Origin of the sequence: Lentzea pudingi, from assembly GCF_014646255.1 — a bacterium.
Taxonomy (GTDB): Bacteria; Actinomycetota; Actinomycetes; order Mycobacteriales; family Pseudonocardiaceae; genus Lentzea; species Lentzea pudingi.
This window is the reverse complement of record NZ_BMNC01000003.1, coordinates 452096-475623: the sequence shown is the minus strand read 5'-3', so window position 1 is coordinate 475623 and position 23528 is coordinate 452096. Positions and strand designations below refer to the sequence as shown.

Annotated in this window: 17 protein-coding genes; 11 read left to right on the top strand and 6 right to left on the bottom strand. The window is 72.8% G+C overall.

Features of this window, described 5'->3' with window-relative positions:
* The first annotated feature begins 58 nt into the window (after positions 1-58).
* Positions 59-526 carry a MarR family winged helix-turn-helix transcriptional regulator gene (locus IEY88_RS13175; RefSeq protein ID WP_189154973.1) on the top strand — a complete coding sequence of 156 codons (468 nt, stop codon included), beginning with the start codon at positions 59-61 and terminating at the stop codon, positions 524-526.
* 22 nt (positions 527-548) lie between these two features.
* On the opposite strand, the gene IEY88_RS13170 is transcribed toward IEY88_RS13175, so the two are convergent.
* Complete coding sequence (locus tag IEY88_RS13170) at positions 549-1217, bottom strand: DUF4386 domain-containing protein (RefSeq protein ID WP_189154972.1); 669 nt, start codon at positions 1215-1217, stop codon at positions 549-551.
* Between the two features lie 168 nt (positions 1218-1385).
* On the opposite strand from IEY88_RS13170, the gene IEY88_RS13165 reads away from it, so the two are divergent.
* The 8 genes from IEY88_RS13165 to IEY88_RS13130 all read left to right on the top strand — a co-directional run bounded on the left by IEY88_RS13165 (position 1386) and on the right by IEY88_RS13130 (position 14159).
* A complete protein-coding gene (locus IEY88_RS13165) occupies positions 1386-2585 on the top strand; it encodes a sensor histidine kinase (protein WP_229693334.1) in 1200 nt (399 codons plus the stop codon).
* Positions 2573-3244, top strand: coding sequence for a response regulator (locus IEY88_RS13160; RefSeq protein WP_268241232.1), 672 nt, complete (start codon positions 2573-2575; stop codon positions 3242-3244). Before IEY88_RS13165 ends, IEY88_RS13160 begins: the two co-directional genes overlap by 13 nt.
* Before the next feature lie 136 nt (positions 3245-3380).
* Complete coding sequence (locus tag IEY88_RS13155) at positions 3381-3893, top strand: YbaB/EbfC family nucleoid-associated protein (RefSeq protein WP_189154971.1); 513 nt, start codon at positions 3381-3383, stop codon at positions 3891-3893.
* Positions 3890-4201, top strand: coding sequence for a WXG100 family type VII secretion target (locus tag IEY88_RS13150; protein ID WP_189154970.1), 312 nt, complete (start codon positions 3890-3892; stop codon positions 4199-4201). The genes IEY88_RS13155 and IEY88_RS13150 overlap by 4 nt, the downstream gene beginning before the upstream one ends.
* Before the next feature lie 17 nt (positions 4202-4218).
* A complete protein-coding gene (locus IEY88_RS45075) occupies positions 4219-9789 on the top strand; it encodes a TNT domain-containing protein (RefSeq protein WP_189154969.1) in 5571 nt (1856 codons plus the stop codon).
* The gene (locus IEY88_RS13140) at positions 9782-11713 is read left to right on the top strand and encodes a TNT domain-containing protein (RefSeq protein ID WP_189154968.1); all 1932 of its coding nucleotides are present in this window, start codon (positions 9782-9784) and stop codon (positions 11711-11713) included. Before IEY88_RS45075 ends, IEY88_RS13140 begins: the two co-directional genes overlap by 8 nt.
* A 184-nt stretch (positions 11714-11897) precedes the next feature.
* Positions 11898-13514 (top strand): RecQ family ATP-dependent DNA helicase, encoded by a 1617-nt coding sequence (locus tag IEY88_RS13135; RefSeq protein WP_189154967.1) that lies wholly within the window; start codon positions 11898-11900, stop codon positions 13512-13514.
* Between the two features lie 87 nt (positions 13515-13601).
* Complete coding sequence (locus tag IEY88_RS13130) at positions 13602-14159, top strand: DUF2231 domain-containing protein (protein WP_189154966.1); 558 nt, start codon at positions 13602-13604, stop codon at positions 14157-14159.
* Positions 14160-14192: 33 nt separating this feature from the next.
* Here the strand turns inward: IEY88_RS13130 and IEY88_RS13125 are convergent, their stop codons facing one another.
* The 3 genes from IEY88_RS13125 to IEY88_RS13115 are packed head-to-tail and all read right to left on the bottom strand — an operon-like array spanning position 14193 to position 17428.
* A complete protein-coding gene (locus tag IEY88_RS13125) occupies positions 14193-15617 on the bottom strand; it encodes a pyridoxal phosphate-dependent decarboxylase family protein (RefSeq protein WP_189154965.1) in 1425 nt (474 codons plus the stop codon).
* Positions 15610-16878 (bottom strand): ATP-grasp domain-containing protein, encoded by a 1269-nt coding sequence (locus IEY88_RS13120; RefSeq protein ID WP_189154964.1) that lies wholly within the window; start codon positions 16876-16878, stop codon positions 15610-15612. The genes IEY88_RS13125 and IEY88_RS13120 overlap by 8 nt, the downstream gene beginning before the upstream one ends.
* Before the next feature lie 4 nt (positions 16879-16882).
* Positions 16883-17428 (bottom strand): hypothetical protein, encoded by a 546-nt coding sequence (locus IEY88_RS13115; RefSeq protein WP_189154963.1) that lies wholly within the window; start codon positions 17426-17428, stop codon positions 16883-16885.
* A 170-nt stretch (positions 17429-17598) separates the two neighbouring features.
* On the opposite strand from IEY88_RS13115, the gene IEY88_RS13110 reads away from it, so the two are divergent.
* A complete protein-coding gene (locus IEY88_RS13110; protein ID WP_229693333.1) occupies positions 17599-17826 on the top strand; it encodes a DUF2188 domain-containing protein in 228 nt (75 codons plus the stop codon).
* Positions 17827-17929: 103 nt separating this feature from the next.
* On the opposite strand, the gene IEY88_RS13105 is transcribed toward IEY88_RS13110, so the two are convergent.
* On the bottom strand, positions 17930-19723 hold the full coding sequence (locus IEY88_RS13105) for an ABC transporter ATP-binding protein (RefSeq protein WP_229693332.1): 1794 nt from the start codon (positions 19721-19723) through the stop codon (positions 17930-17932).
* A 105-nt stretch (positions 19724-19828) separates the two neighbouring features.
* Positions 19829-21109, bottom strand: a complete 1281-nt coding sequence (locus IEY88_RS13100; protein ID WP_189154962.1) for an MFS transporter — start codon at positions 21107-21109, stop codon at positions 19829-19831.
* 163 nt (positions 21110-21272) lie between these two features.
* Between IEY88_RS13100 and IEY88_RS13095 the strand changes: the two genes are divergently transcribed.
* A complete protein-coding gene (locus IEY88_RS13095; RefSeq protein ID WP_189154961.1) occupies positions 21273-23492 on the top strand; it encodes an ATP-binding protein in 2220 nt (739 codons plus the stop codon).
* The last annotated feature ends 36 nt before the right edge of the window (positions 23493-23528 follow it).

Genomic DNA, 23528 nt, shown 5'->3' with positions numbered 1-23528 from the left:
CCTCCCCGATTTACCTTTTGCGAAAGCTATCACGAAAGCGTTCGGGTAGGCTCCGTCCGTGCCCACACCTCGCGAGCTGTCCTCGCTGTCTCTCGGCCAGCACGCCGTGCGGCTGCAGACCTTGCTGGAGCGCCACGTCGTCGACGTGCTCAAGCAGCACGGGCTCTCCCGCGGCGAACTCGACGTCCTGGGTGCCCTGGCCGCCGGCGGCGACGTGCGCCCGCAGGAACTCTCGTCGCAGCTGCTGCTGACGACCGGGGGCCTGAGCAACATCCTCCGCAGACTCGAAGCCGACGGGCACATCACCCGCGAGGCCAACGCCGCCGACGCGAGGAGCAGCATCGTGCGCCTCACCGAACGGGGAGCGGCCACCGCACGGGACACCGGAGCGGCCGTCACCGAGGCCCTGGCCCGCGCGCTGGACGCGGTCGACGAAGCAGTGCTCGACGCGGCCAGCGAGCACCTGCACCACGTCCTCGTCAGCCTCGACGAGGACGCACCGGTGCACCGCGGCCTCCCGTGGTGAGGCCGGCGCGCGACGGATCCGGTCAAGCCACCGGCGCCGGGGATCGGACGCCCCGGACCAGCAGGTAGAGCATCAGGCCGAACTCGGCCAGCCACGTGGGAAGCGACACCACGTCGCGGACGAGACCGGGCAGGCCGGGCAGGGCGAACGCGATCAGCGGATCGGCGATCCACGCGACACCACCCACGACGAGCAGCACGCCCAGCGGCTTCGGGAAGAGGCCGGAGCGCAGGGCCAGGTAACCCATGGGCACCAGCCACAGGCCGAAGAACACGCCACCGAGGGTGTAGCCGTACCCGTGCAGCTCGAGGAGCAGCAACGCGAGGCCGTCGTCGCCCGCGGGATCGGTGGCGACTCGCAACGCCCCGGCGTGGAACGCGAGGTTGAGCAGGATGGAGCCCGCGCCGACCGACACGAAGACCAGGAGCGCCGTCGCCGCACGCTCGTCCACGTGGTGCAGCAGGCGTTGCAGGGCGAGGCCGAGCAGGACGAAGACGACCGCCATCAGCACGTCCGCCGCGAGACCCCACCGGAAGAGCGTTTCGTGGGTCACGACGTTAGCCGCGGTGGCGGTGGGATCGCCGGGCGTGTGCACTCTGGCGCGCACGACCAGTTCCGCCCAGGTGCCGAGGACGACGAGTGCCAGGTACAGCAGGCCGGCTGTTCTCGCGAGCGTCTGGGGCTTGGTCATGGTTTCTCCTCGTGGCGCGACGCCGGTAGCGGTGATGACGACACCAACGCTGTCGCGCCGGAGCCTCCGGCGACTCCCCACGGAGGCTCGGCCGTCTCCACCCCGGGGTGGAGGCGATCGAGCCTTCCGACGGATCTGCGGCGCACCCCGCGCCTTTACGCTTCGGCCATGCCGGAACTGCTGCCGCGTCCGTGGTCCCGTGTCTGGCGCTACCTGCTCGCGGCAGCCGTCGGCGCGGCGGCGTGGTGCGCCCAGACCGCGGTGGTGCTGTCCGGGCCGCTGACCCAGCCGCAGCAGGACGTCGTGGGCGCGGTGCTGGTCCTCGACTTGCTCTGCGGCGCGGTGGTGCTCGCGCTCCTCCCGTTGCGGCGGCGGCATCCCCTGCTCGTGGCATGCCTGACGAGTGCGGCCTGCGCTGTGTCGGTGGCGAGCACGGGCCCGGCCGCGCTCGCCGTCGCGTCGATGGCGGCACGGCGGCAACGGGTGCCGGTCGCGGTCGCCGCGACGGTGTTCCTCACGGGCGCGGTCGTGTCCGAGTCGCTGTACCGGCCTCGTTTCCTGTTCGCCGAGGGCGGTGTCTTCGAGTCGGTGGGCGGCGTCGTGCTCAGCGGTGCCTTCTTCGCCGCGGCCGTGGTCGCGGGGTACTACGTAGCCGCCCGCCGCGAACTGGTCGGCTCGCTGAGCGAGCGCGCCCTCACCGCGGAACGGGAGCAGGCGCTGACGGCGCGGGTCGCCCGCGACGCGGAGCGGAACCGGATCGCCCGGGAGATGCACGACGTGCTGGCGCACCGCATCTCCATGGTGGCGCTGCACGCCGGGGCGCTGACCTACCGCGAGGACCTGGACCGCCGGCAGACGGCCGCGGCGGCGCACACCATCCAGGAGAACGCCCGGCTGGCGCTGGCCGAACTGCGGGAGGTGCTGGGTGTCCTGCGGGCGGACGGAGCAGCGGAAGACTCGGCCGAACCTCCACAACCGACACTCGCGCAGTTGCCCGCGCTGCTCGCCGACGCGCGGGAGGCCGGTTCGGCGGTCCGGCTCGACAACGGCGGGCTGGTCGGGCGGCAGTTCCCGGAAACCCTGTCGCGCACGGCTTTCCGGATCGTCCAGGAAGCTCTGACCAACGCCAGGAGGCACGCGCCTGGCGAGCCCGTCGTCGTGCGACTCAGCGGCGCCGCCGGAGGTGTGCTCGAAGTGGAGATCCGCAACCCGCTGGGCGACCGGGTGAGCGCGGCGCCGTCGCCTTCGCCGGGAGTGGGGCTGCTGGGCCTTTCCGAGCGTGCCGCACTCGCCGGCGGAACCGTCACCCACGGGCCACGGCCCGACGGGTCGTTCGTGGTGACCGCGAGACTGCCGTGGCAGAGCTGACCGCGGTGCGACTCGTCGTGGTCGACGACGACCCGCTGGTGCGAGCGGGCCTGCTGATGATCCTGGGTGGCGCCGAGGACGTGACCGTCGTCGGCGAGGCAGCCGACGGGCGGGACGCGGTCGACGTGGTCGTGCGCGAACGACCGGACGTCGTCCTGATGGACGTCCGGATGCCCCGGATGGACGGCCTGGCCGCACTGCGGCAGCTCCGCGACCGGGGATCGCCGGCCCGGGTCATCGTCCTCACCACGTTCGACACCGACGAGCTGGTCGTCACGGCACTGCGCGAGGGCGCGGCAGGATTCCTGGTGAAGGACACCAGGCCCGCCGACATCGTCGCCGCGGTGCGCCGCGTGGCGCTCGGCGAACCGATGCTCTCGCCGAGCGTCACCAGCCGCCTCATCGCCGCGGTCACCGGACAGGGCGACGACTCCCGGCGACGCGCCGCCCGCGCGTTGATCGCCCGGCTGACGGACCGCGAACGCGAGGTCGCCGTCGCGGTCGGCGAAGGGCTGACCAACGCCGAGATCGCCGAATCGCTGCACCTCGGCCTGGCCACCGTCAAGACGCACGTCGGGAACGTCTTCGCGAAGCTCGAGGTCACCAACCGCGTCCAGGTCTCCCGGTGCGTGCAGGACGCGGGCCCCGCGCCGGGATAACCCGGCACTCCCCCGAAGCCGACTTCAGGTCATCATCGCGAAACCACTCAAACGAACGGAACCGACTCGCTAAGTTTGGTGTCTGAACTTTCGGGATGCGTGCGTGTGTCCTTCGGTCGATCAGGGGAGGGGACACATGAGTGACGCTGCAGCGCGTAGGGCTGAGCTTGAAGCGCGCAACGCCGCCATGCGGGAGAACGTCGACAACTTGATGGCTGACCTGCGCCGCCGCACGAGCGAGTTCGCCGGCGCGCAGGCCCGTGCGGCCGCCGTGACCGGGGCGGCCACGTCGCCGGACGGACTGGTGCAGGTCCAGGTGAACCCGGCCGGGGTGCTGACGGACCTCCGGTTCGCTCCCGCCGCGTTCCAGCGGTCGACGCCGGAGAAGCTGGCCCGCTCGGTGATCGAGACCGCGCAGACCGCGGCCCGGTCGGCCCGCGAGCAGGTCGAGGGCGTCCTCGCGCCGCTGCAGGGTCAGACCGACCTGTCCGAACTGGTCGAGGGCGCGCCCTCGTTCGCCGACCTGTTGCGGCCCCCGCCTCCGCCCACCGCCGAGGCACCGCCGCAGCGGGGCAGGCCACCGCGGGTCGACGATCCCGACGACGACGAAGGCTTCGGCAGCGTGCTCAAAGGTCCGGGTCAGCGATGACCGGCAGCTTCCGGATCGAGGTCGACGAGGTCCGTTCGGGCGCGGGCTCGTTCGGAGTGGCCGCGGAGATGCTCGCCGACGCGGGCACCACGCTCTCCAGCGCCCTGTCCGCGCAGGGTGCCTGCTGGGGTGGCGACGAGTCGGGCCAGCAGTTCTCCAAGGACTACGTGCCCGCCGCGGAGGGCACGCTCAAGGCGTTCGGCCAGCTGGCCGAGGCGATCCAGGCGATCAAGACCGCGTTGAACGAGACCGCCAACACGCATCAGAGCACCGACCAGAACAGCAGCGGTGGCCTCGGCGCGCTGTAGGGGGTTGAACGGGGATCATGTCGATCACCATTCCATCGGAGATCACCTGGCTGTTCCCCATCGTCGTCGGCGAGAGCTGGCCCGAAGGCGATGAGGACAAGCTGAGAGCACTCGGCGATGCCTGGCGGGCCGCGTCCGCCGACATCGACGAGGTCATCACGCAGGCCGGGAACGCCGCCACGAAGTCGTTCGGCGCCATGGAGGGCCAGGCCGCCGACGCCTTCCAGGAGTACTGGAAGAAGTTCGTCGAGGGCGCGGACGCCTACCTGGTGAAGCTGAAGGAGTCGTGCGACGGCCTCGCCGGCTCGTGCGACAACACCGCGCTGGAGGTGGAGTACGCCAAGTACGCCATCATCGCCGCGCTGATCATGCTCGCGATCGAGATCGCGGCTCTGATCGCGGCGGCCTTCGGCACGTTCGGCGCGTCCACGGCGGGCATCCCGATCGCCCAGGCGGCCACCCGCATCACCGTGCAGATGATCTTCCGCAAGCTGATCACCGCGATCCTGCGCGAGATGCTCACCGAGGTCGCCATCGACGCGGCGATCCAGGGCATCCAGATGGCCAAGGGCGATCGCAAGAGCTGGGACTGGAGCAAGACCGGCAGCGCCGCGCTCTCCGGAGCCATCTCCGGCGCGATCGGTGGCGGCATGGACTTCATCCCGACCAGGGGAGCGGCCGGCGCGGCCGGCAACGCCGCCCAGGGCCCCGGTGGCCTCGGCAGCAGCGTCGTCGAGGGCGCCGTCCGCGGTGGCGTCGAGGGCGTCGCCTCCACCGTGGCGAACGCCGCGGTCACCGGCGAGGACATCACCTTGGGCGACCTCGCGCGCAGTGGTGTCTCCGGCGGTGTCTCGGGCGGCATCGGTGGGGCGACCTCGCACTACGACACTCCGACGGCGCCGAACGCCGGCGACGGGCCGGGTGCCCCGCCACCGCCTGGAGGTCCGCCCGGCGCGCCTCCCGCCGGACCGTCCGGTGGTCCTTCCGGTGGCCCCTCTGGCGGGCCTCCCGCCGGGCCTTCCGGCGGACCCTCTGACGGACCGTCGGGCGGGCCGTCCGGCGGACCTTCGGGCCCGCCCGCAGGCCCCTCGAACACTCCGGGCAGCACCGGCTCGCACTCCGAGACCAGTGCCGCGGCCGCAGCTCCGCCCGCTCCGCCGGCTCCGCACGCGCCGGCGTCACAACCCCAGTCCGGCTCCCCTGCCTCCGGCGGACCCGCGCCGTTCGGAGGGGGTGGGGCGCCCATGGGCGGCGCTCCGGCCGGCGGTGCGCCGAGCGGGAACCCGGCAGGTGGCAGCCCGTCGGCAGGCACTTCGCGGCCGGCCGGCTTCACGCCGACGAGTCCGGGCGGCTTCGGCGGCCCGGCGCCCGGCGGCGCACAGGGACCCGGCAGTCCCGGTGGTCCGGGAAGCCACTCCTCGTCAGGTGGTCCCGGCGCGGGCGGCTACGGAAGCCACGCTTCCAGCGCATCAGGCGCACCCGGTAACCCAGGCTCGTCGAGCGCACCCGGATCTCACGGCGCCGGCGCGTCAGGCGGCTACGGTTCCTCTGGGGCAGGCGGCCAGGGGAGCTTCCCCGGACACGGCGGGCCGGGCACACCCGGTGCTCCAGGTGGGCCGAGCGGCACCGGTGCGTCCGGAAGCCCCGGTGCACCAGGCAACTACGGCGGACCCAGCAACCCCGGCGGCTCTGGCAACTCCGGTGGACCGTCCAACTTCGGCGGACCCGGCAACCCCGGCGGCCCTGGTAATCCCGGCGGGCCAGGCAACCCCGGTGGACCTGCCAACTTCGGCGGACCCGGCAACCCCGGCGGCCCTGGTAATCCCGGCGGGCCAGGCAACGCTGGTGGACCATCCAACTTCGGTGGACCCGGCAACCCCGGCGGCTCTGGCAACCCTGGCGGCTCTGGCAACCCCGGCGGGCCATCCAACTTCGGCAGCTCCGGCAACCCCAGCGGGCCAGGCAATCCCGGCGGACCGGCCAACTTCGGCGGCCCCGGCAACCCAGGCGGGCCCGGCACCTCTGGTGGACCGGCCAACTTCGCGGGGCCGGGCAACCACGGCGGCCCCGGCAACTCGGGCGGACCGTCGAACTCCGGCGGACCCGGCAACCCCGGCGGACCGGGGAACTTCGGCACGAGCGGGCAGGGCGCCCCGACGGGGCCTGCCCCGGCCGGCGGGCCTGGTAGCGGCGGTTTCGGTGGCATGCCGGCACCGAGCGGGAACGGCCCTCAGGGCGGGAACGGCCCTCAGGGCGGGCCGCCCACGGGTAGCGGTTTCGGGGTGGGTGGGCCCTCTGCCACAGCGGGTGGTCCGCCGCGCCACGACGCGGGTGCGACCTCCAGCAGCCGAGCGGAGACCCCGCCGCAGGCGTTGTGGCACACGGGACGTCCCGACGGCGGGATGCCGTCCACCGGAGTCCCCGATCAACGCGGCGGCGCACCGGGCACGTTCGGCGGGCCCAATGCCTTCGGCGGTCCGAGTGCGTTCAGCGGGACGCCTTCGACACCTGGGACGCCACAGCAGGGTGGCCCGGCTCGCCAGTCCCCGCACCCCGACGCGGGCGGGCACCGCCCCGAACCACGTCCGAACCAGTTCGGGCCCGACACCACGAGGGCACCGGAGGGTCAGCGACCGGCCTGGACCCCGCCTGGCTCCACCCGACCCGACATGCCCGCAAGGCACGACACCGCGGGCCGACCGGACACCGGCCGCTCCCCCGAACGGACGGACGGCGCCTCTCGGCCCGCACCTCCCGCCCGCCCGGACGCCGTCGCTCCGACTCGTCCAGACACCGCGGCTCCCAGCCGCCCGGACACCGCGCCGCCCGCTCGCCCGGACACCGCGCCGCCCACCCGTCCAGACGCCGCCACCCCAACCCGTCCAGACACGGGTGCACCCACCGACCCCGCACCAGCAACCCGCCCAACCGAACCGGGTACCAGCGAACCCCCACGGGACCCCGCGACCCGACCCGACCAGCCGTCCAGCGGGGACACAGCACCGCCCGGCCTCGGCGACGTCGACCGGTCCGCACCGGACCTGTCCGGCGAGGCCGGGGACGGGCCCGCGCCCGACGCGGACGGTGACGGGCCCAGCCCCGACGGCGCCGACGGTCCCGCTCCCACGCCCGGACCACGGGTCGACGAGAACGGCGTACCGCTCACCTACCTGGGGACGCGTCAAGGCGAGCACCCCTTCGCCGCCATGGGCGAGTACGTGCCCATGGGCGGGGACCGCTCCAACGGCATGGGCAGCTACGACCAGCGCACCCGTGACCTCATCGGCGACCACGCCCCGTGGGGGTCGCACAGCGATCGGGACGACTTCAACCAGCACCACCGGCCGGACGGGACCTACCGGACCAACCAGTGGCCGCCGCACGGTGGCGCGGTTCCGGGGTCGCAGCGTGACGTCACGTTGCCGCCGGGGACCGTGCTCGACCGGTTCGGCGGGGAGACCGGCCGGTTCCTGTCGCCGATGGGTCCCGACGGGGCGCCCTACCACTACCGCGACCGGGCGATCTTCCCCGACAACGCCGAGTCCGGGTACCACATCTACGTCGTGGCGGACCCGGACGGGTTGCGCGGCGAGCTCGCCGACGTGGCGCCCGCGCTGGGACAGCCGGGTGGCGGACGCCAGTTCACGCTGCCCGAAACCGCGAGCGTCGAGCAGTTGCTCGCCAGTGGTGCGATCCGGGAGGTGCACGTCGCGCCGCCGGGCAACCCGATCCTGCCCGCGGACTTCGGCGACACCCACGGCACGCCCACACCCGACGCCCTCGCGCACAGCCCGGCGGACGGTCCGAGCGACCCCGGCACGCCCGGAGACACCGATCCCGCGGACAGCGCCCCGGGAGACGGCAACCCCGCAGACAGCAACCCCGCGGACAGCGACCGGATGCCGAACCTGGACGCCGTTCCCGAAGCGCTGCGGCCTCTGGCCGAGTCCAGCGGGTTCGCCACCCCGGCGGGCGGGGCGCTCTTCGACCCGACGGACGTGCGCACCAGGAACGCCGCGAACGCGGTCGCGCCGATCCCCGGTCACTTCGTGCTCGACGTGCACAGCGACGGCCGGAGCGCCTACGTCGGCGGGCAGCGGCTGAACGGTGCCGAACTGGGCGCGCTCGCGAGGGGTCTCGGCTGGAACGGCACGGACCCGATCGTGCTCGTCGGGTGCGAGGCCGGCAGGCATCCGGACGGCCTCGGCGCCGACCTGGCGCGCGGCACGGGGGCCACGGTCATCGCGCCCACGGAGCGGGCCTGGTCCGGCGCGAGCAACACCACGCCGTACTCGTCCAGCCCCGACTACGTCGACGCGAACGGACGCACGTACCCGAGGATCCCACCGGACGGTGGCTGGAACGCCTTCTCCCCCACCGGGGACATGACCCCGACCGGGTCGGGCGGGCTGCCCGTCGACTCCACTTCGGACACCGTCACCCCGCAGGCGTCTCCGCGCATCCCGGCGGACCCGTCGCGCGGGCTCATCCAGTCGAGCTTCCTCCCGCCGAGGGTGGGCAACCGGGACGACCCGATCCCCATCCCGGTGGACGACCGGGGTGCGGCGGACCCGGCCTCGCAGGGGAATCCGGTGCGGCCGCTCGGCACGAACGAACCGCTGATCGGCAGGCCCGGCCTCACCCCCAACACCGCGTACCGAGTGGACGGACGCGGCACCTACTACACCGACAGCCGCGGCGTGATCACGCACGCCGACCTCCAGTCGCCCAACACCCGCGACGGCAACAACCCCGACGTGCGGCACCCGGCGCCGAACACCACCTACCGCGTGGACGTCGACGGGGCCACGCACCAGTACACGACCGACAGCCAGGGGTTCCCGCCCCGCTACCAGGAATGGGAAGCGCCCTACTGCGTCAACCCGAACGCCCCGGTGCAGGTGCCGGCCGCCGGCGCGCAGCCGGGCGACCCGCTCGGGCCGCTCGCGCACCGGGAGGCCTTCAGCGACCGCACGAACCTGCCGCCCGACACCATGTTCGAGGTCCCCGGCCGCGGCACGTTCTACACAGGACCGGCGGACGCCAGCGGCTTCGGCCGGGTGATCGCGGTCGAGGCGACCTCGAGCCCCGGTGGCGTGCGGGACAACGCCAACCCCGACCTCAACAACTTCCACCCGAACTGCCGTTACGTCCTCGACGGCAACTACGTGATCCAGACCAACGACCACGGCCATCCGGGGGAGGCGACCGACGAGCGCACCTACGGCCCCAGCAGGCGGTCAACCCGCAGCGAGTGGTCGCAGGAGATCGTCGGCAAGGTGGGCGGCCCCCTGTACGACGGCGGCCACATCAAGCCGAACCAGGTAACGCAGCCCACACCGGACGCCGTCGGCCAGTTCCCACAGCTCACCACCCAGAACCAGGGCAAGGGCACGACGGACAACCGCCAGACCTGGTACGGCGCGGACATGCAGGCGTCCAGGGAACAAAAGGCCGGCAGTACGATCGCCTGGCACGATTTCCAAGCCGACGGTGGACCGGTCCCGCATCAGGTGCACTCCCGCTTCGTGATGGTCGGCCCTGACGGAAGGCCGCAAATCAAACTCAGGAGATTTGACAATGTCTGACGCGGACCCCGCGATGACCGACGCCGAGCGGGGACGTCGGTACGAGGAGCTGGTCCAGCAGATCGGGATCGCTCTCCTGGAGGCCGCGCCGGACGGGTGGCTCCGGCTCGACCTGGTCGCGACCCTGGCGTCCAGCGCGCAGGACTACGGCCTGGTGGTGTTGCTGAACGACGGGACGTCGGCGGAGGTGGATCCCCCGGCCGAGGCCGCGGATGCGTTCGTGGCGCTGCGCGAGCTCATGTACCTGCCCGGGCGGGGCGCGTTCTTCTCCGCGCGGTTCATGATGAGCCCGCCCAGCGAGTACCACATGTACTACAACTTCCAGAACGACCCGGTCTGGGACCCACCGGTGCCCGACGAGGTGTTGCGCAAGGACCTGGAGCGTTTCCCCAGGCCGGAGGACAAGGTCCCGAACTGGGTGCGCCGCAGGCTCGGCATGCCCGACCTCCCGCCGAACACGGAGCCCGCGGGCGTCGGCTCGATGCGGGACCTGGAGCGGGGCGTCGCCGACCTGCTGCTGATGCACGCGCCCACCGACTGGACCCAGCTCCGGGTCGGCTACCGCGCCGCGGGGTCGTACGTGGAGATGCCCGGCTTCGTGCTGGGCCTGGACGGGCAGCTGCGGCCGTGGAACCCTCCCGCGGCGGCGGCCGAGGAGTTCGCCGCGATGCGGGCCAGGACGATCCCGCCCGGCAAGGGCCCGTGGTCGGGCACGCAGATGATCATCGAGTTCCCGGTGCGCACCTCCACGAGCTACACCGTCGACGACCCCGGCTGGAACACCAGGCCACCGGCGCCCGCGGTGCTCGACGACCTGCGGCGCTTCCCCCGCTCACCGGAGTTCGTGCCGGCGTGGATGCGGGAGATCGTGCCGGACGTCGAGCAGGTGCTCAACGCCCGTGCGCGGTTCCGCGAGGCTCGGGTGTTCGACCGCCGCGAGCCGAACGGCCGTCCCGTGGTCAACCGCCCGCCGGTCCCCGCCGACGAGGTCGCGGGGGTGCTGCGGTACCTCAACGAGGCCCACCTCGTGCTGGGCGGTCGAGGCCACGACACCGACCTGTTCGTGCCCGACAGCGCGCCGGACGTCCCCGCGGGCTTCCACACCGACGGCACCTGGCTGTGGCCCGCGTCGATCCCGCACTACCTGGCCAAGCACGGCGTGCCGCCGGAGGCCGAACTGGTCGGCCACATCCGGTCGGCGAACTTCACCCCGCCGCCGGTCGACACCGCGACGGCGGCACTGGCGCACACCGCGCTCACCGGCGAGGCGCCCGCCGCACCGGCGCCGGCAGAGTTGTCCGAGGGCGACCGCAAGCAGTTGGCGCAGATCGCCCTGGCGCTGTCGGAGGCCGGGATCAACCCGAGGGCGTACAGCCTCGACGGGCCCGTGGACGAGAGCTGGTGCCTGGAGCGCGCCGGGGACGAGTGGCAGGTCTCGCAGTACGAACGCGGGCGGAGCTTCGCCGCGCGCAGCTTCCCCACGCTGTTCGAGGCCGGGGCGTACCTGCTCGGCACGCTGACGATCCTGCCCGCCCGCCTGCGCGCGGGCGGTGCCGACACCAACACCGTCGCCGCCCTCAACGACTGGCCGATCCAGCCGCTGCCCGGCGAGCCGCCGCTGACCCTGCTGACGCACAAGCGGATGGCGACGCTGATGGCGGGGCGGGAGGTCCTCCGGCACGGCGGCCCCGGCGGCAACCTGGTGTTCACCCCGAACACCGCATTCCAGGAGATGTCGTTGCGCGCCGAGCGGGAGGCCGAGGGGTCACGCCGCTACCGGGTGACCCGAGACCTGCGCGTGCTGGCCGGGACGACGGTGCCGTGGCACGGCCAGCCCGGCGGGGGTCGCGGCTACCTGTTGCCGCGCTCGGTCGGCGAGCACCTCGCCGACGGCAGCCTCGCCGACATCACCGGCGGGGAGTGAGCCGCACTTCAGACGTGGGTGAGATCGCCGCCCGGCCCGACGGCTTGCCCGGTGCCGGCGATCTCGCGCACGCGCCGGCGGACCGCAAACGTGACGTTGCCCGATGTTTGACCGGACGCTGCCGGGCTAATTCCTCCGCACCGGATGACGAACCGAGCGGAGACAACCCGAATGTGCCTGCGCCATGTCCGCTGACGAGCAGCTCCTCAGAACGGCGGAAGAGGTCTTCGGCTGGACCGCGCTGCGCCCCGAGCAGAAGCGCGCCATGCGGCACCTCCTCGACGGCGGGGACGCGCTGGTCGTGATGCCGACCGGCGCCGGGAAGTCGGCCATCTACCAGGTCCCGGCGATCCTGCTCGACGGCCCGGCCGTGGTCGTGTCGCCGCTGATCGCCCTGCAGCGGGACCAGGTCGCCTCGCTGCGGGCGGCCGGCGCGCCACCGGCGGCGGCGGTCAACTCCGGTCAGCCCGCGGAGGCCACCGAGCAGGCCTGGCAGGGGTTCACCGAGGGCAGGACGAAGTACCTCTTCCTGTCCCCCGAACAACTCGCCGACGCCGGCACGCTCCAGCGGCTGAAGGGCGCGAGGCCGTCGTTGTTCGTCGTCGACGAGGCCCACTGCGTGTCGGCCTGGGGACACGACTTCCGGCCCGACTACCTGCGGCTGCGGCACGTGATCGAGCGGCTGGGCCACCCGCCCGTGCTCGCGCTCACCGCCACGGCGAGCGGCCCGGTCCGCGCCGACGTCGTCGAGCACCTCGGCCTGCGCGACGCGGCGGTGATCGTCGCCGGGTTCGACCGGCCCAACCTGCACCTCGCCGTGCGGTTCTGCACCGACGACGACCAACGCCGGCGGACGGTCACCGACTGGGTGGCGGACCGCACCGGGCCCGGCCTGCTGTACGTGCCCACCCGCAAGGACGCCGAGCGGTACGCCGAAGACCTGGCCGCGCGAGGCGTCGCCGCCGAGGCCTTCCACGCCGGCATGAAGGCCGCTGACCGCAGGCGGGTGCAGGACGGCTTCATGCGGGGCGACGTGCGCGTGGTCGCGGCCACCTCCGCGTTCGGCATGGGCATCGACAAGCCGGACGTGCGGTTCGTCGCGCACGCCGCGACGCCCGGTTCCCTGGACGCGTACTACCAGGAGATCGGCCGTGCGGGCCGCGACGGCGAGCCTGCGGACGTGGTGCTCTTCCACCGGCCGGAAGACCAGGGCCTGCAGCGGTTCCTGACCGTGAGGACGCTCGACCGCGAGTGCGTGCGCGAGGTCGCCACCGCCGTGCGCCGCCGGCGGGCCGGCATCGCGATCACGGAGCTGGCGCGGCGGCTCGGCCACTCCCGCCGGAAGGTCACCGCCGTGGTGAACCTGCTGGAGAGCGTGGAGGTCGTGCGCACCGGTCACGACCACGTGCGGTACGAGGAGGGCGCTCCCCCACCGGCGAAGGCCGTCGCGGCGGTGGCCGGGGAGGCGGAGCGGCAGGAGAACCGGGACCGCTCGCGGCTGGAGGTCATGCACGGGTACGCCGACACGCGCGACTGCCGCCGGCGGTTCCTGATCGGCTACTTCGGTCAGGAGCTCGACCAGCCCTGCGGCCACTGCGACAACTGCGACGAGGGCGTGTCCGACGTCGACTCGGGGACCAGCGAATACCCGCCGAACTCCCCGGTGCGCCACGAGCAGTGGGGCCGCGGCACGGTCGTGCACCACGAGGCCGACCGGGTGATGGTGCTGTTCGACGACGTCGGCTACAAGACGCTCTCGCTGATCGCCCTGCGGGAGAGCGGAGTGCTCACGCCGGTGTGATGACCGGCGGTGCGAACGTCGGCTGCGCGCGGACACCTGTGTTCACGGCAGCGGGAGTGGGCGGTGTGCCGGCGGGTATCCGCGACCATGAACCTTCATGAGGCGTTGCGGGCTGTGGAGAACCTCCGGGCCGCCGACCGGCCGGCGGTCGCGGTGGCCGCCGTCGCGCGGCGGCTGGTGTCGCGGTCGCGGGTGCGCGAGGTGCTGCGCGGATCGTGGCTCGGCCACCCGCTGCACCCCCTGATGGTCACCGTGCCGATCGGGGCCTGGGTGTGCGCGTCGGTGCTGGACGTCCGGGCGGGCAACGAGGACGCGGCGCGGCGGCTCACCGGCATCGGGCTCGCGGCGGCACCGCCCACCGTCCTGCTGGGACTCGCGGACTACGACCGGCTGAACCGGAGGCAGCAGCGCGTGGGCGTGGTGCACGCGATCGCCAACACGTCCGCGCTGGCGTGCTTCGCCGCCTCCTACGCCGCACGGCGGCGCGACGCCCACACCACGGGGAAGCTGCTGAGCCTGCTGGGGTTGTCGGCGATGGGCGTCGGCGGCGCGCTCGGCGGACACCTCTCCTACGCCCAGGGTGCCGGTGTGTTCCGGTGGCAGCGCCCAGCCGAGGACGGCAACGTGCACCTGCTGGAGGCGTGAGCCGTCAGCCTCGCAGGTTGTCGGTCGCGGAGCTCAGCGCGGCGTCAGCCTCGTCGAGTTCGCGGTCCGGCCGGCGGCCACGATCGCGGTGAGCACGCCGTCGAGGTCGGCCCGGGTGGTGCGCGGGTTGATCGTGCACAGCCGCAACGCAAGCACACCGTCCACAGTGGTCGTCGCGATGAACGTGCCGCCGCTGTCGTTGATGGTGCGGCAGATCGCCGTCTGGACCTCGTCCGGGCCGTGGCGGTAGCGCAGGCAGACGATGCCGAGGCTCGGTCCCGCCACCAGGTCGAGCTCGTGGCTGGCGGCGACGCGGGCGGCGACGTGCTCGGCCTGGTCCAGGCCGTGGTCGATGGCCGCGCGGAAGGCCGCCACGCCGAAACCCTTGAGCGACAACCACAGTTTCAGGGCGCGGGCCGCGGTCGTGAACTGGACGCCGTGGTCGGAGAGGTTCGTCTCGGCGGCGGCGGGCCGGGAGGCGGTGAGGTAGTCCGCCCCGGCGCGGAACCGGTCGATCGTGAAGGCCCTGCGCAGCACCTCGGGGTCGCGCACCAGCACGCACCCGATCTCGTAGGGCTGGAACAGCCACTTGTGGGGGTCGATCACCACCGAGTCGGCCTCGCCCAGGCCGCGCAGGGCGGTCCGGCCGCGTTCGGTCAGGGCCGCGGCGGCACCGTGGGCGCCGTCGACGTGCAGCCACAACCCCTCCGCACGGCTCAGCGCGGCGAGTTCGGGCAACGGGTCGATCGCGCCGGCCGAGGTCGTTCCCGCGTTCGCCAGCACCAGGAACGGCCGCAGTCCCGCGGCACGGTCGGCGTGGACCGCCGCCAGCACCCGCGCGGCGTCCAGGACGGGCAGCACCCGCACCTGGTCCCGCCCCAGCCCGAGAACGCGGCACGCCCGCAGCACGGCGGGATGGGTCTGGTCCGAGCAGTAGAGGACACCACCGGACGCGTCCTCGCCGAGGCGGTCGTCGCGCGCGGCGGCGATCGCCGTCAGGTTGGCCAGCGTGCCACCCGGCGTGAACACGCCGCCCGCGCCCTCCGGCAGCCCGAGCAGGTCAGCGAGCCAGCGCGCGGTCACCAGTTCGACGGCGGCGGGTCCCGCGCCCACCGGCCACGCTCCGGGCGAGGTGTTGAAACCGGAGGCGAGCAGGTCGCCCAGCACTCCCAGGAAGTTGCTGGCACTGGGGATGAACGCGAGGCAACCGGGATGGCCCAGCCGCAGCGAGCGCGGCAGGACCTCGTTGGTCAAGAACTCGACGAGCAGGCCCGGATCGGCCGGCTGCTCCGGCGGCGGTTCGTCCAGCACGTGCCGCAGGTCGTCCGGCGCCGCGCCCGTCCTGACCGGCTGGGCGCGCAGGCCGGTGAGGTGGTCGACGACGAGGTCCACCACCCGGTGCCCGAGCTCGCGCATGCGTTCCGGTGGCAGCTCGAGCCATCCGGCCCCGTCAGACATCGCCGACCACCACCGCGCGGCGCACGGCACGGACCCATTCCCGCGCCTCGGCGGTGAGCTCGGGTGCGGGTGCCACGGAGGCAGCCGGCGCGGGAAGCTGCAGCAACGCCAGTTCCTCGCCGGGGCGGACGGCGTCTCCGGGACGGGCGTGCGCCCACAACAGCGCCTCGCCGGGACGCAGCGCGACGAGATCGCCCTGGCCCGTGTGCCGGAGCCGGCCTGCCTCCAGCCGGTGCACACCCGTCTCGACTCCCCTGCCCAGCACCCCGGTCCGGTCCGCGGTGACGACCAGCTGGCTCAGCTCCAGGTGCGGCGTCCGCACCGCCTCGACCGGCAGCGACGGCACCAGGGTGGCGAGGGCGTGCGTGCCGAGCGTGGGAAGCAGCCCCGCGGCGCGTTCCTGGGCCTGCACCAGCGACACCACCGTCTGGAACCTGGGGTTGATCTCGATCGCCAGCACCTCCGCCTCGGGTGTGACGAGCAGGTCGAGGCCGAACGCGCCGAGGAACCCCAGTTCGTTCAGCCGGTCACCCACTCGCGCGCACACCTCGCGGCAGCGGTGCGCGGCACCGGGCGGGAGGACGTCGTCGGCGATCAGCTGGTTGCCGCAGTGCGCGCCCCAGTACGGCGTGAGAGCGGGGATTCCCACCAATTGGTGCGACAGCGCGGACACCACGGTGCCGCTCCGCGTCACGCACCCGCTCACCGTCACCGCGATCCCGTCGACGTGAGCCGAGACCCGCAGCGTCTCCCCGCTCCACTCGCACAGCACGTCGTCGAGCTGCCGCGGCGTGGTGACCAGGCGCGTGCCCTTGCCGGTGAGGTTGTTCGCCCGGCGTTGCACCACGAGCGGAACCGTTGCGGCAGCGGGAAGTTCGCCGTCGACGACCCACGTGCGGGGCGTCCTCGCACCGGCCTGGGCGAACAGGGCCAGCGACGTGATCTTGTCGGCCGCGCGGGCCACGGCGGCCGGATCGGCGGCGAGCAACCGCAGGCCTTCTGCTGCCGCCCAGGCGTGGGCACCGTTCCCGTCCTCGGGGGCGAAGCTCACCGCGAACCCTTGCGGCGCAACGGGTTCCTCGGGCAACTCAAGATCCGTCTCGCGGCGGTGGTCGCGATGGGCGATGCGCAGCCATGGGATCACCGCGGCGGCCACCGCGCCGAGGAACGGCGACCTGTCGTGCCACGTCAGCTCAGGCGCGTTCTGCCGCAAGAGCTTCACACCGTCACCGAGGGGCACACCGCTGATGGTCAGCACCACGTGGTCAGAGAACGGTGAACGTGCCGAGCGCCGACTGCCTGGTGATCCCGTCGTCCGTCAGGCACCGCACCAGGTCGACCGCGGGCGCGGCCTGCACGGCCTGAGCTGACCGCCCGGCGAACACGCCGTCCGTGATCGTGCCGATCTTGGTGATCACGTCGGCGCCGGGCGCGGACGTGACGGTCACGGTGTAGGAGAACGTGCTGGTCGTCCCGTCCGCCCAGGTGATGACGCGGCTCTCCGGGACCGCGGCCAGCGGTTCGAGGCAGCCGGCGTCGCGGTCGACGGTGAACTCGCTGCTCCCGCTCGCGGTGACGGCCTGGCCCACGCCGGCGCAGGACGTGTAGTCGTCCCGCACCGTGGTGCGCAGCGGCCTCGGCACGAGCACGACGCCGGGTGAGTACGACCAGTCCGACGACGTCGTGCACACCACGGCGGCCACCGGGTCCGCGAGCGCGGTCGCGGCGGGAACGGCAGCGGGTACGAGCGCGGCCACGACAACGCTGATGGCTCGGGAGGACTTGGCGAGAAGTGCCACTTGTTCACGCATCCAGATCTCGTAACGCCACAACGGTCAACGGATCCTATTGATCAGCGGTCGCCGAGCGTGATCACTGGAACGGGTGGTCTTGCGGCCAACGCGCGCACCGGATGTCCGGTGTGTCGGAGAACCGTCTTCTGGGCATCCCCCCACCGATCCGACCAACCAAGGAGGCACTGATGCAGGGTGACGTCGAGACCTACCACGAGAACGGGACCTGGAAGAACAAGGTCGAGGGCGGCGCGCAGGCCTCGAGCACCCACGACACCAAGGAAGAGGCGACCGCCAGGGGGCGCGAGATGGCCATCGACCGCGGCGTCGAGCACATCATCCGCAACCTCGACGGCACCATCGGCGAGCGCAACACGTACCCGCGAAGCCGCGACCCGCGCAACACCCCCGGCTGATAGCCCCACCGCGGCAGCGGCCGGCGGGGTGAACAGTCCGAAGTGGACGTACCCGCCCGGTCGCGCCGCCGGAAGCACTCCCTTCCCGGTCCGCGAGCACAGGTCAGCGAGTGCCGACGGTCTCGTCGAGGAAGCCGCCGGACTGGTGGTGCCACAGCTTCGCGTACATCCCGTCGGCGTCGAGCAGTTCCGCGTGGGTGCCCTGTTCGACGATCCGGCCGCGGTCGAGCACGATCAGCCGGTCCATCTGCACGACCGTGCTCAGCCGGTGTGCCACGACGATCGCGGTGCGGCCCTCCATGAGCCGCCACAGCGCCTCCTGGACCAGCACCTCGCTCTCCGAGTCCAGCGCGCTGGTCGCCTCGTCCAGCAGCAGGATCGGCGCGTCCCGCAGGATGGCGCGGGCCAGCGCGACCCGCTGCCGCTGTCCGCCGGACAGCTTGATGCCGCGTTCGCCGACCATCGTGTCGAACCCGTCGGGCAGCGCGTCCACGAACTCCGTCACGTGCGCGGCACGTGCGGCGCGGTGGATCTCGGCGTCGGTCGCGCCCGGCCGTGCGAACGCGATGTTCTCGCGCAGCGTCCGGTGGAACATGGCGGGGTCCTGCGGCACGTACCCGATCAGGCCGCGCAGGTCGGCCTGGCTCAGGCGGGCGATGTCCTGGCCGCCGACGAGGATGCGGCCCCGGTCGACGTCCATCAGCCGCAGGAGCAGCCGGGTGAGCGTGGTCTTGCCACCGCCGGAGCGGCCGACGAGCCCTATCCGCGTGCCCGCGGGGATGTCCAGGTCGAGCCCGTCGAACAGCGGCTCGCTCCCGCCGTGCGTGAACACGACGTTCTCGAACCGGACCCGGGAGTCCTTCACGCGCAACGGTTCCGGGTCCGGCAGGTCGAGCACGGTCGGCGGGTCGAGCAGCAGTTCGGTGAACTGGGCCGCCTCGGTGAGCGAACTCTCCACCTGCCGGTAGATCTGGTTGAACTCGAACATGATCCGCGTCGCGTTCCCGAAGTAGGCGAACGTCACCACGATCGCCTCCACACCGAGCCCGTCGCTGACCCCGATCGCGACCACGAGGCCGAGCACGTTGGCGAGCACGGACAGCGGCGCGATCACGGTGTCGATGCGCAGGTTGCTGTAGTCCCACGACCGCAGTGCCAGCGTTCGCTGCCTGGCGGCACGGGTCCGGTGTTCCGCGCCCTCCCGCGGCTCGGCGGCGAACGCCCGCACCGTCTCCATGTTCGTGAGCGTGTCCGAGACGTGGCCGGACACCTGGGCGATGGCGGCCTCGCGCTCGTCGACCAGCCGCTGGCGGCGGCGGATGAGCGGCGCCACCACGAATCCCGTGACCAGGATCAGGCCGACCAGCACCGCGACGAGCACCGGGTTGTAGCTCCACAGCACGACGCAGGCGAACCCCAGCGGGATGAGGTTGGCGAAGATCTTGAACGCCAGCGTGTCCACGAAGTCCTCGAAGCGGAACGCGAAGCTCAGCACCCGTTTGGTCAGCGACCCGGCGAAGTTGTCGTGGAAGAACGCCGCGTCCTTGGCCAGCAGCTCGTCCATCGCGAGTGCGGACAGGCTCTCGATCCCGCGGCCGTCCACGCGGTTGAGGCAATGCAGACCGATGCGCCACAACAGTTCCGAGAGCAGCATGAAGCCGCCGAAGGCCAGCACGTACGGCAGGACGGTGCTGAGGTTCGTGCCGCCACCACCCGCGAGTTTCCCGACGAGTCCGCCGATCGCCAACGGCGCGAGGTAGAGCTGGCACGTGACGCCCAGCGCGGGCGACACGAGTGCGCCCGCGGAGAGGAATCCGTGGCGCCGCAACTCTTTTCCGTACAGGCGCAGGGCGAGCGTCACCGCGTTCTTGCGGACGGGCTTTTCTGGTTCCGGCACGGTTGTACGCCCCCTCCCCCGAGCTCGGCTTCCTCATGCTCCCGCAGGGAGTCGGGTGGCGGCGATCGAATATTGCCGCGTGGGCCCGGCCGGCGCGGTCCCGGATCAGAGGTTCCGGTACCGCCTGCTGAGAAATCCCACGGCGAAAGCCGCGGACACGCCCAGTCCGGCAACGATGATCACGACCTCCGGGTCGCCCGTGCCCAGCACGGTCCCGGCGAGCAGTGCGGACGCGGGGTAGGCGAGGCCGGCGCAGGTGGCCAGCAGGCTCATGACCCTGCCCAGCGCTCGCGCAGGCACTGTCCGCTGGAGCATCGTCATGTAGAAGACGTTCACCATGGCTTGCAGGGACGCGGCGGTGAACATCGCCGCGGTCGCCATCACCAGCGAGGAGCCTGCCGGGACACTGGCCAGCGCGAGTCCTTCAGCGACGCCCAGGCAGAGCGCGATCAGCCCACGACGGCGCAGGCGGAGCAGTGCCGGGCCCAGCAGTGCGCCGGCGACCGAGCCGGCACCGAGGCCGGCCATCACGACCCCGAAACCGGGGGCTCCCCGGCCCAGCGAGTCCTGGGCGAAGACCGGCAGTGCGACCTCGATCAGGCCGACCGCGGCGAGGTTGAACACGAGCGTGGTCAGCAGGGTCATCCTGATCAGCGGAGAGCCGGCGGCGTACCGCAGCACCGACCGCCAGGTCCGCAGCCGGTCGCTGTCCGCACCACTGTCGTCGGCGTGCCGCGTCTCCGTCTCGACCGCGGGCCCGGACGGCCGGATCGCCAACAGGGTCAGGCTGGACACCAGGAAGGTGATCGCGTCGATCAGCAGCCCCACACCGCTCCTGAACGACCCGACGAGCATCCCACCCAGCGCGGGCCCGGTGATCCTCGACGTGCTCTGCACGATCTGGATCAGGGAGTTGCCCGCGGCGAGCGACTCGGGACGCACGATCTGCGGTAGCACTGCGAACGAGGCCGGCATGAAGATCCCGCCGAGGACGCCGAACGGGACCGCGACCGTGATCATGGCCCACAGCGGGATGTGCCCGTTGAGGACGAGCACGACGAAACCGAGCACGACGAGAGCACGGAGCGCGTCCGCGGCAAGCATCACCCGCCGGGCGCCCAGGCGGTCGGCGAGCGCTCCGCCGACCGGGAGGAAGGCCAGCCTGGCCGTGCCGTAGCAGGCCAGCACCACGCCGAGGTTCGCCGGGCCGCCGCCCTGGTTCAGCATCACGAACGGCAGCGTGACGAGGTAGATGCCGTCGCCGATCTGGGAGAGCAGCTGGCCCGCGAGGTACAGCGCGAAGCGTCGTTCCCGCAGCGGAGCCGACAGGCGGACGGCAGGTTCTCCGGAGGTCACGCCCGCGACGCGGCGTGAACCTGTCGTCACGCGCACCTCCCCCGGGCCGTCGCGCCGCCGATTCCAGGACTCATGGTGCCACCGTGCCTCCCGTGGTGGGACCTTCGGCCAGAACCGGTGCGATTCGCCGACTCCCACCGAGGTGGTGATGCGATCATCGGTGGACCGCGACGCCCCAGGGGGAAGTGCTGACATGGGTGGAACGTTCGCCGAGCAGTTGCGCGGGTACCGGATCGCGCTGGGCCTGACCCAGCAGGCGCTGGCGGAGAAGGCGCAGCTCAGCGAGCAGGCGGTGGGCGCGCTGGAACGCGGCGACCGCCGGTACCCGCAGGCGGTCACGGTGGACCGGCTGGCGGGGGTGTTCGGCCTGTCGGGCGCGCAGCGGCAGGCGTTCGTCCAGGCCGCGTCCCGCAAGGGCAAGCCGCGGGTGTGCACGGACGTGGTGGTTCCCCGCCAGCTGCCCGCCGACGTCGCGCACTTCACCGGCCGCTCGGGTCAGACGTCCGTCGTGGCGGAGGCTCTGCGGTCACCGGGGACCGCCTCGGTGGTGGCCGTCACCGGAATGGGCGGGGTCGGGAAGACGTCGCTGGCCGTGCACGTCGGGCACCTGGTGGCCGGCGACTTCCCGGACGGGCAGCTGTACCTCGACCTGCGCGGGCACAGCGATCGGGCACCCGTGGCACCGCTGGAGGCGCTCGGGGTGTTCCTGAGGGCGCTCGGGCTGGCGGGCACGGCGTTGCCGGCGACCGTGGACGAGGCGGCGGCGCGGTTGCGGACCGAGCTGGCGGGGCGGCGGATGCTGCTTGTGCTCGACAACGCGGCCGGCGAGGAGCAGGTCGCTCCGCTGCTGCCGGGGACGGCGGGCACCGCGGCGATCGTGACGAGCCGTCAGTCGGTGCTCGTGGCGCAGGCCCGGCAGGTGCGGCTGGACGTGCTCCCGGAGGAGGACGCGATCACGTTGCTGGCGCTCACCGCAGGTGCGGAGCGGGTCGTGGCGGAACCCGGTGCGGCGGCCGAGGTCGTGCGGCGGTGCGGGTGGCTGCCGCTCGCGGTGCGGCTGGCGGGGGCGCGGCTCGCGGCACGGCCGGGGTGGTCCGCGGGGGCGCTGGCGGCGCGGCTGGCCGATGCCGGGCGGCGGCTGGACGAACTGGACGGCGTGCGGGTGTGCTTCGCGCACTCCATCGACGGGCTGGCGGGCAGCGACGATCCGGTCGATCGGGCGGCCTCGGCGGCGTACCCGGTGCTGGCGTGGCCGGACCTGCCGGACCTGCCGGTCCTGGTGGCGGCTCGGTTGCTGGACATGGGCGAGGCCGAGGCGGAGCGGGTGCTGGAACGGCTGACCGCGGCCTGTCTGCTGGAAGCGCCGTCGCCGGGCCGGTACCGGTTGCACGACCTCCTGCGGGTGTACGGGGCGGGCATGGCCGGGCCGGGGCGGGAGGCCGCACTGGTCCGGGTGCTGCAGCTCTACAACGCGGTGGCGTGGCGTGGGCTCGCGCTGGCCAACCGCGGCTCACCACGGCTGAAGTTGGCGGCGGACGTCGACGACGCACCCGACCTGCCCGACCCGTGGACGTGGCTCGAAGCCGAACGCGCGCACGTCGTCGCGGCGGTGGCCCAGGCGGAGAGCGGCCCGGTCCCCCTGCTGGCCGTGGGGCTGTTCGAGTTCTACCGGACCCGCGGGCTCTGGCGGGACTGGCAGCTGGTGTGCGAGAAGGCGCTCAGCCACCCCGTCAGCGACCTGGTGCGCGCCTACCTGCACAGCGACCTGGCGGTGGCCCGGGCCGAGCTCGCCCAACGCGGCGCCGGCGACCACCACGCGGCGCAGCAGCACATCCGTGCGGGCGTCGCGTTGTTCGAGGAGCAGGGCGACGACCACGCGACGGCCAGGGCGTTGAACAACGCCTGCTACGTGTTCAGGCTCGGCGGTGCCGTCGAGGAGGCCATCGAGTTCGGCGAACGCGCCCTCGCCCGGCACGAGGACCTGGGCGACCGCGGCTGGACGCACGGCCTCACCCTCGTGAACCTGGCCGAGTTGCACGGGCAGGCGGGCGACCACGAGGCCCGGCGCCGGCACCTCGCCGAGGCGCTCGCGGTGCTGGAACCGCTGGACGACGCCCACGGCCTGGCCTACGCACTCGTGGTGCTGGGCCTCGCCCAGCGCGCGGAAGGACACCTCGAGGAAGCGGTCGGGACGCTGACCCGCAGTGCCGCGCAGTGGCGGCGGATCGCGGACGCGCCGGGCGAGGCGAACACGTTGACCGACCTGGGCGAGACCCTGCTGCGCGCGGGGCAGCCGGAGGCCGCGCGCGAAGCACTGGCACAGGCAGCGGCGTTGATGGCCAGGATCGGTGACCACAAGGGGAAACTGCGCGTCGCCGCACTGCTTGCTGAAGTACCGGAGCCAACTGTGTAGGCGATCTGTAGAGCTTGTCGCTGGGCTGATCGGACG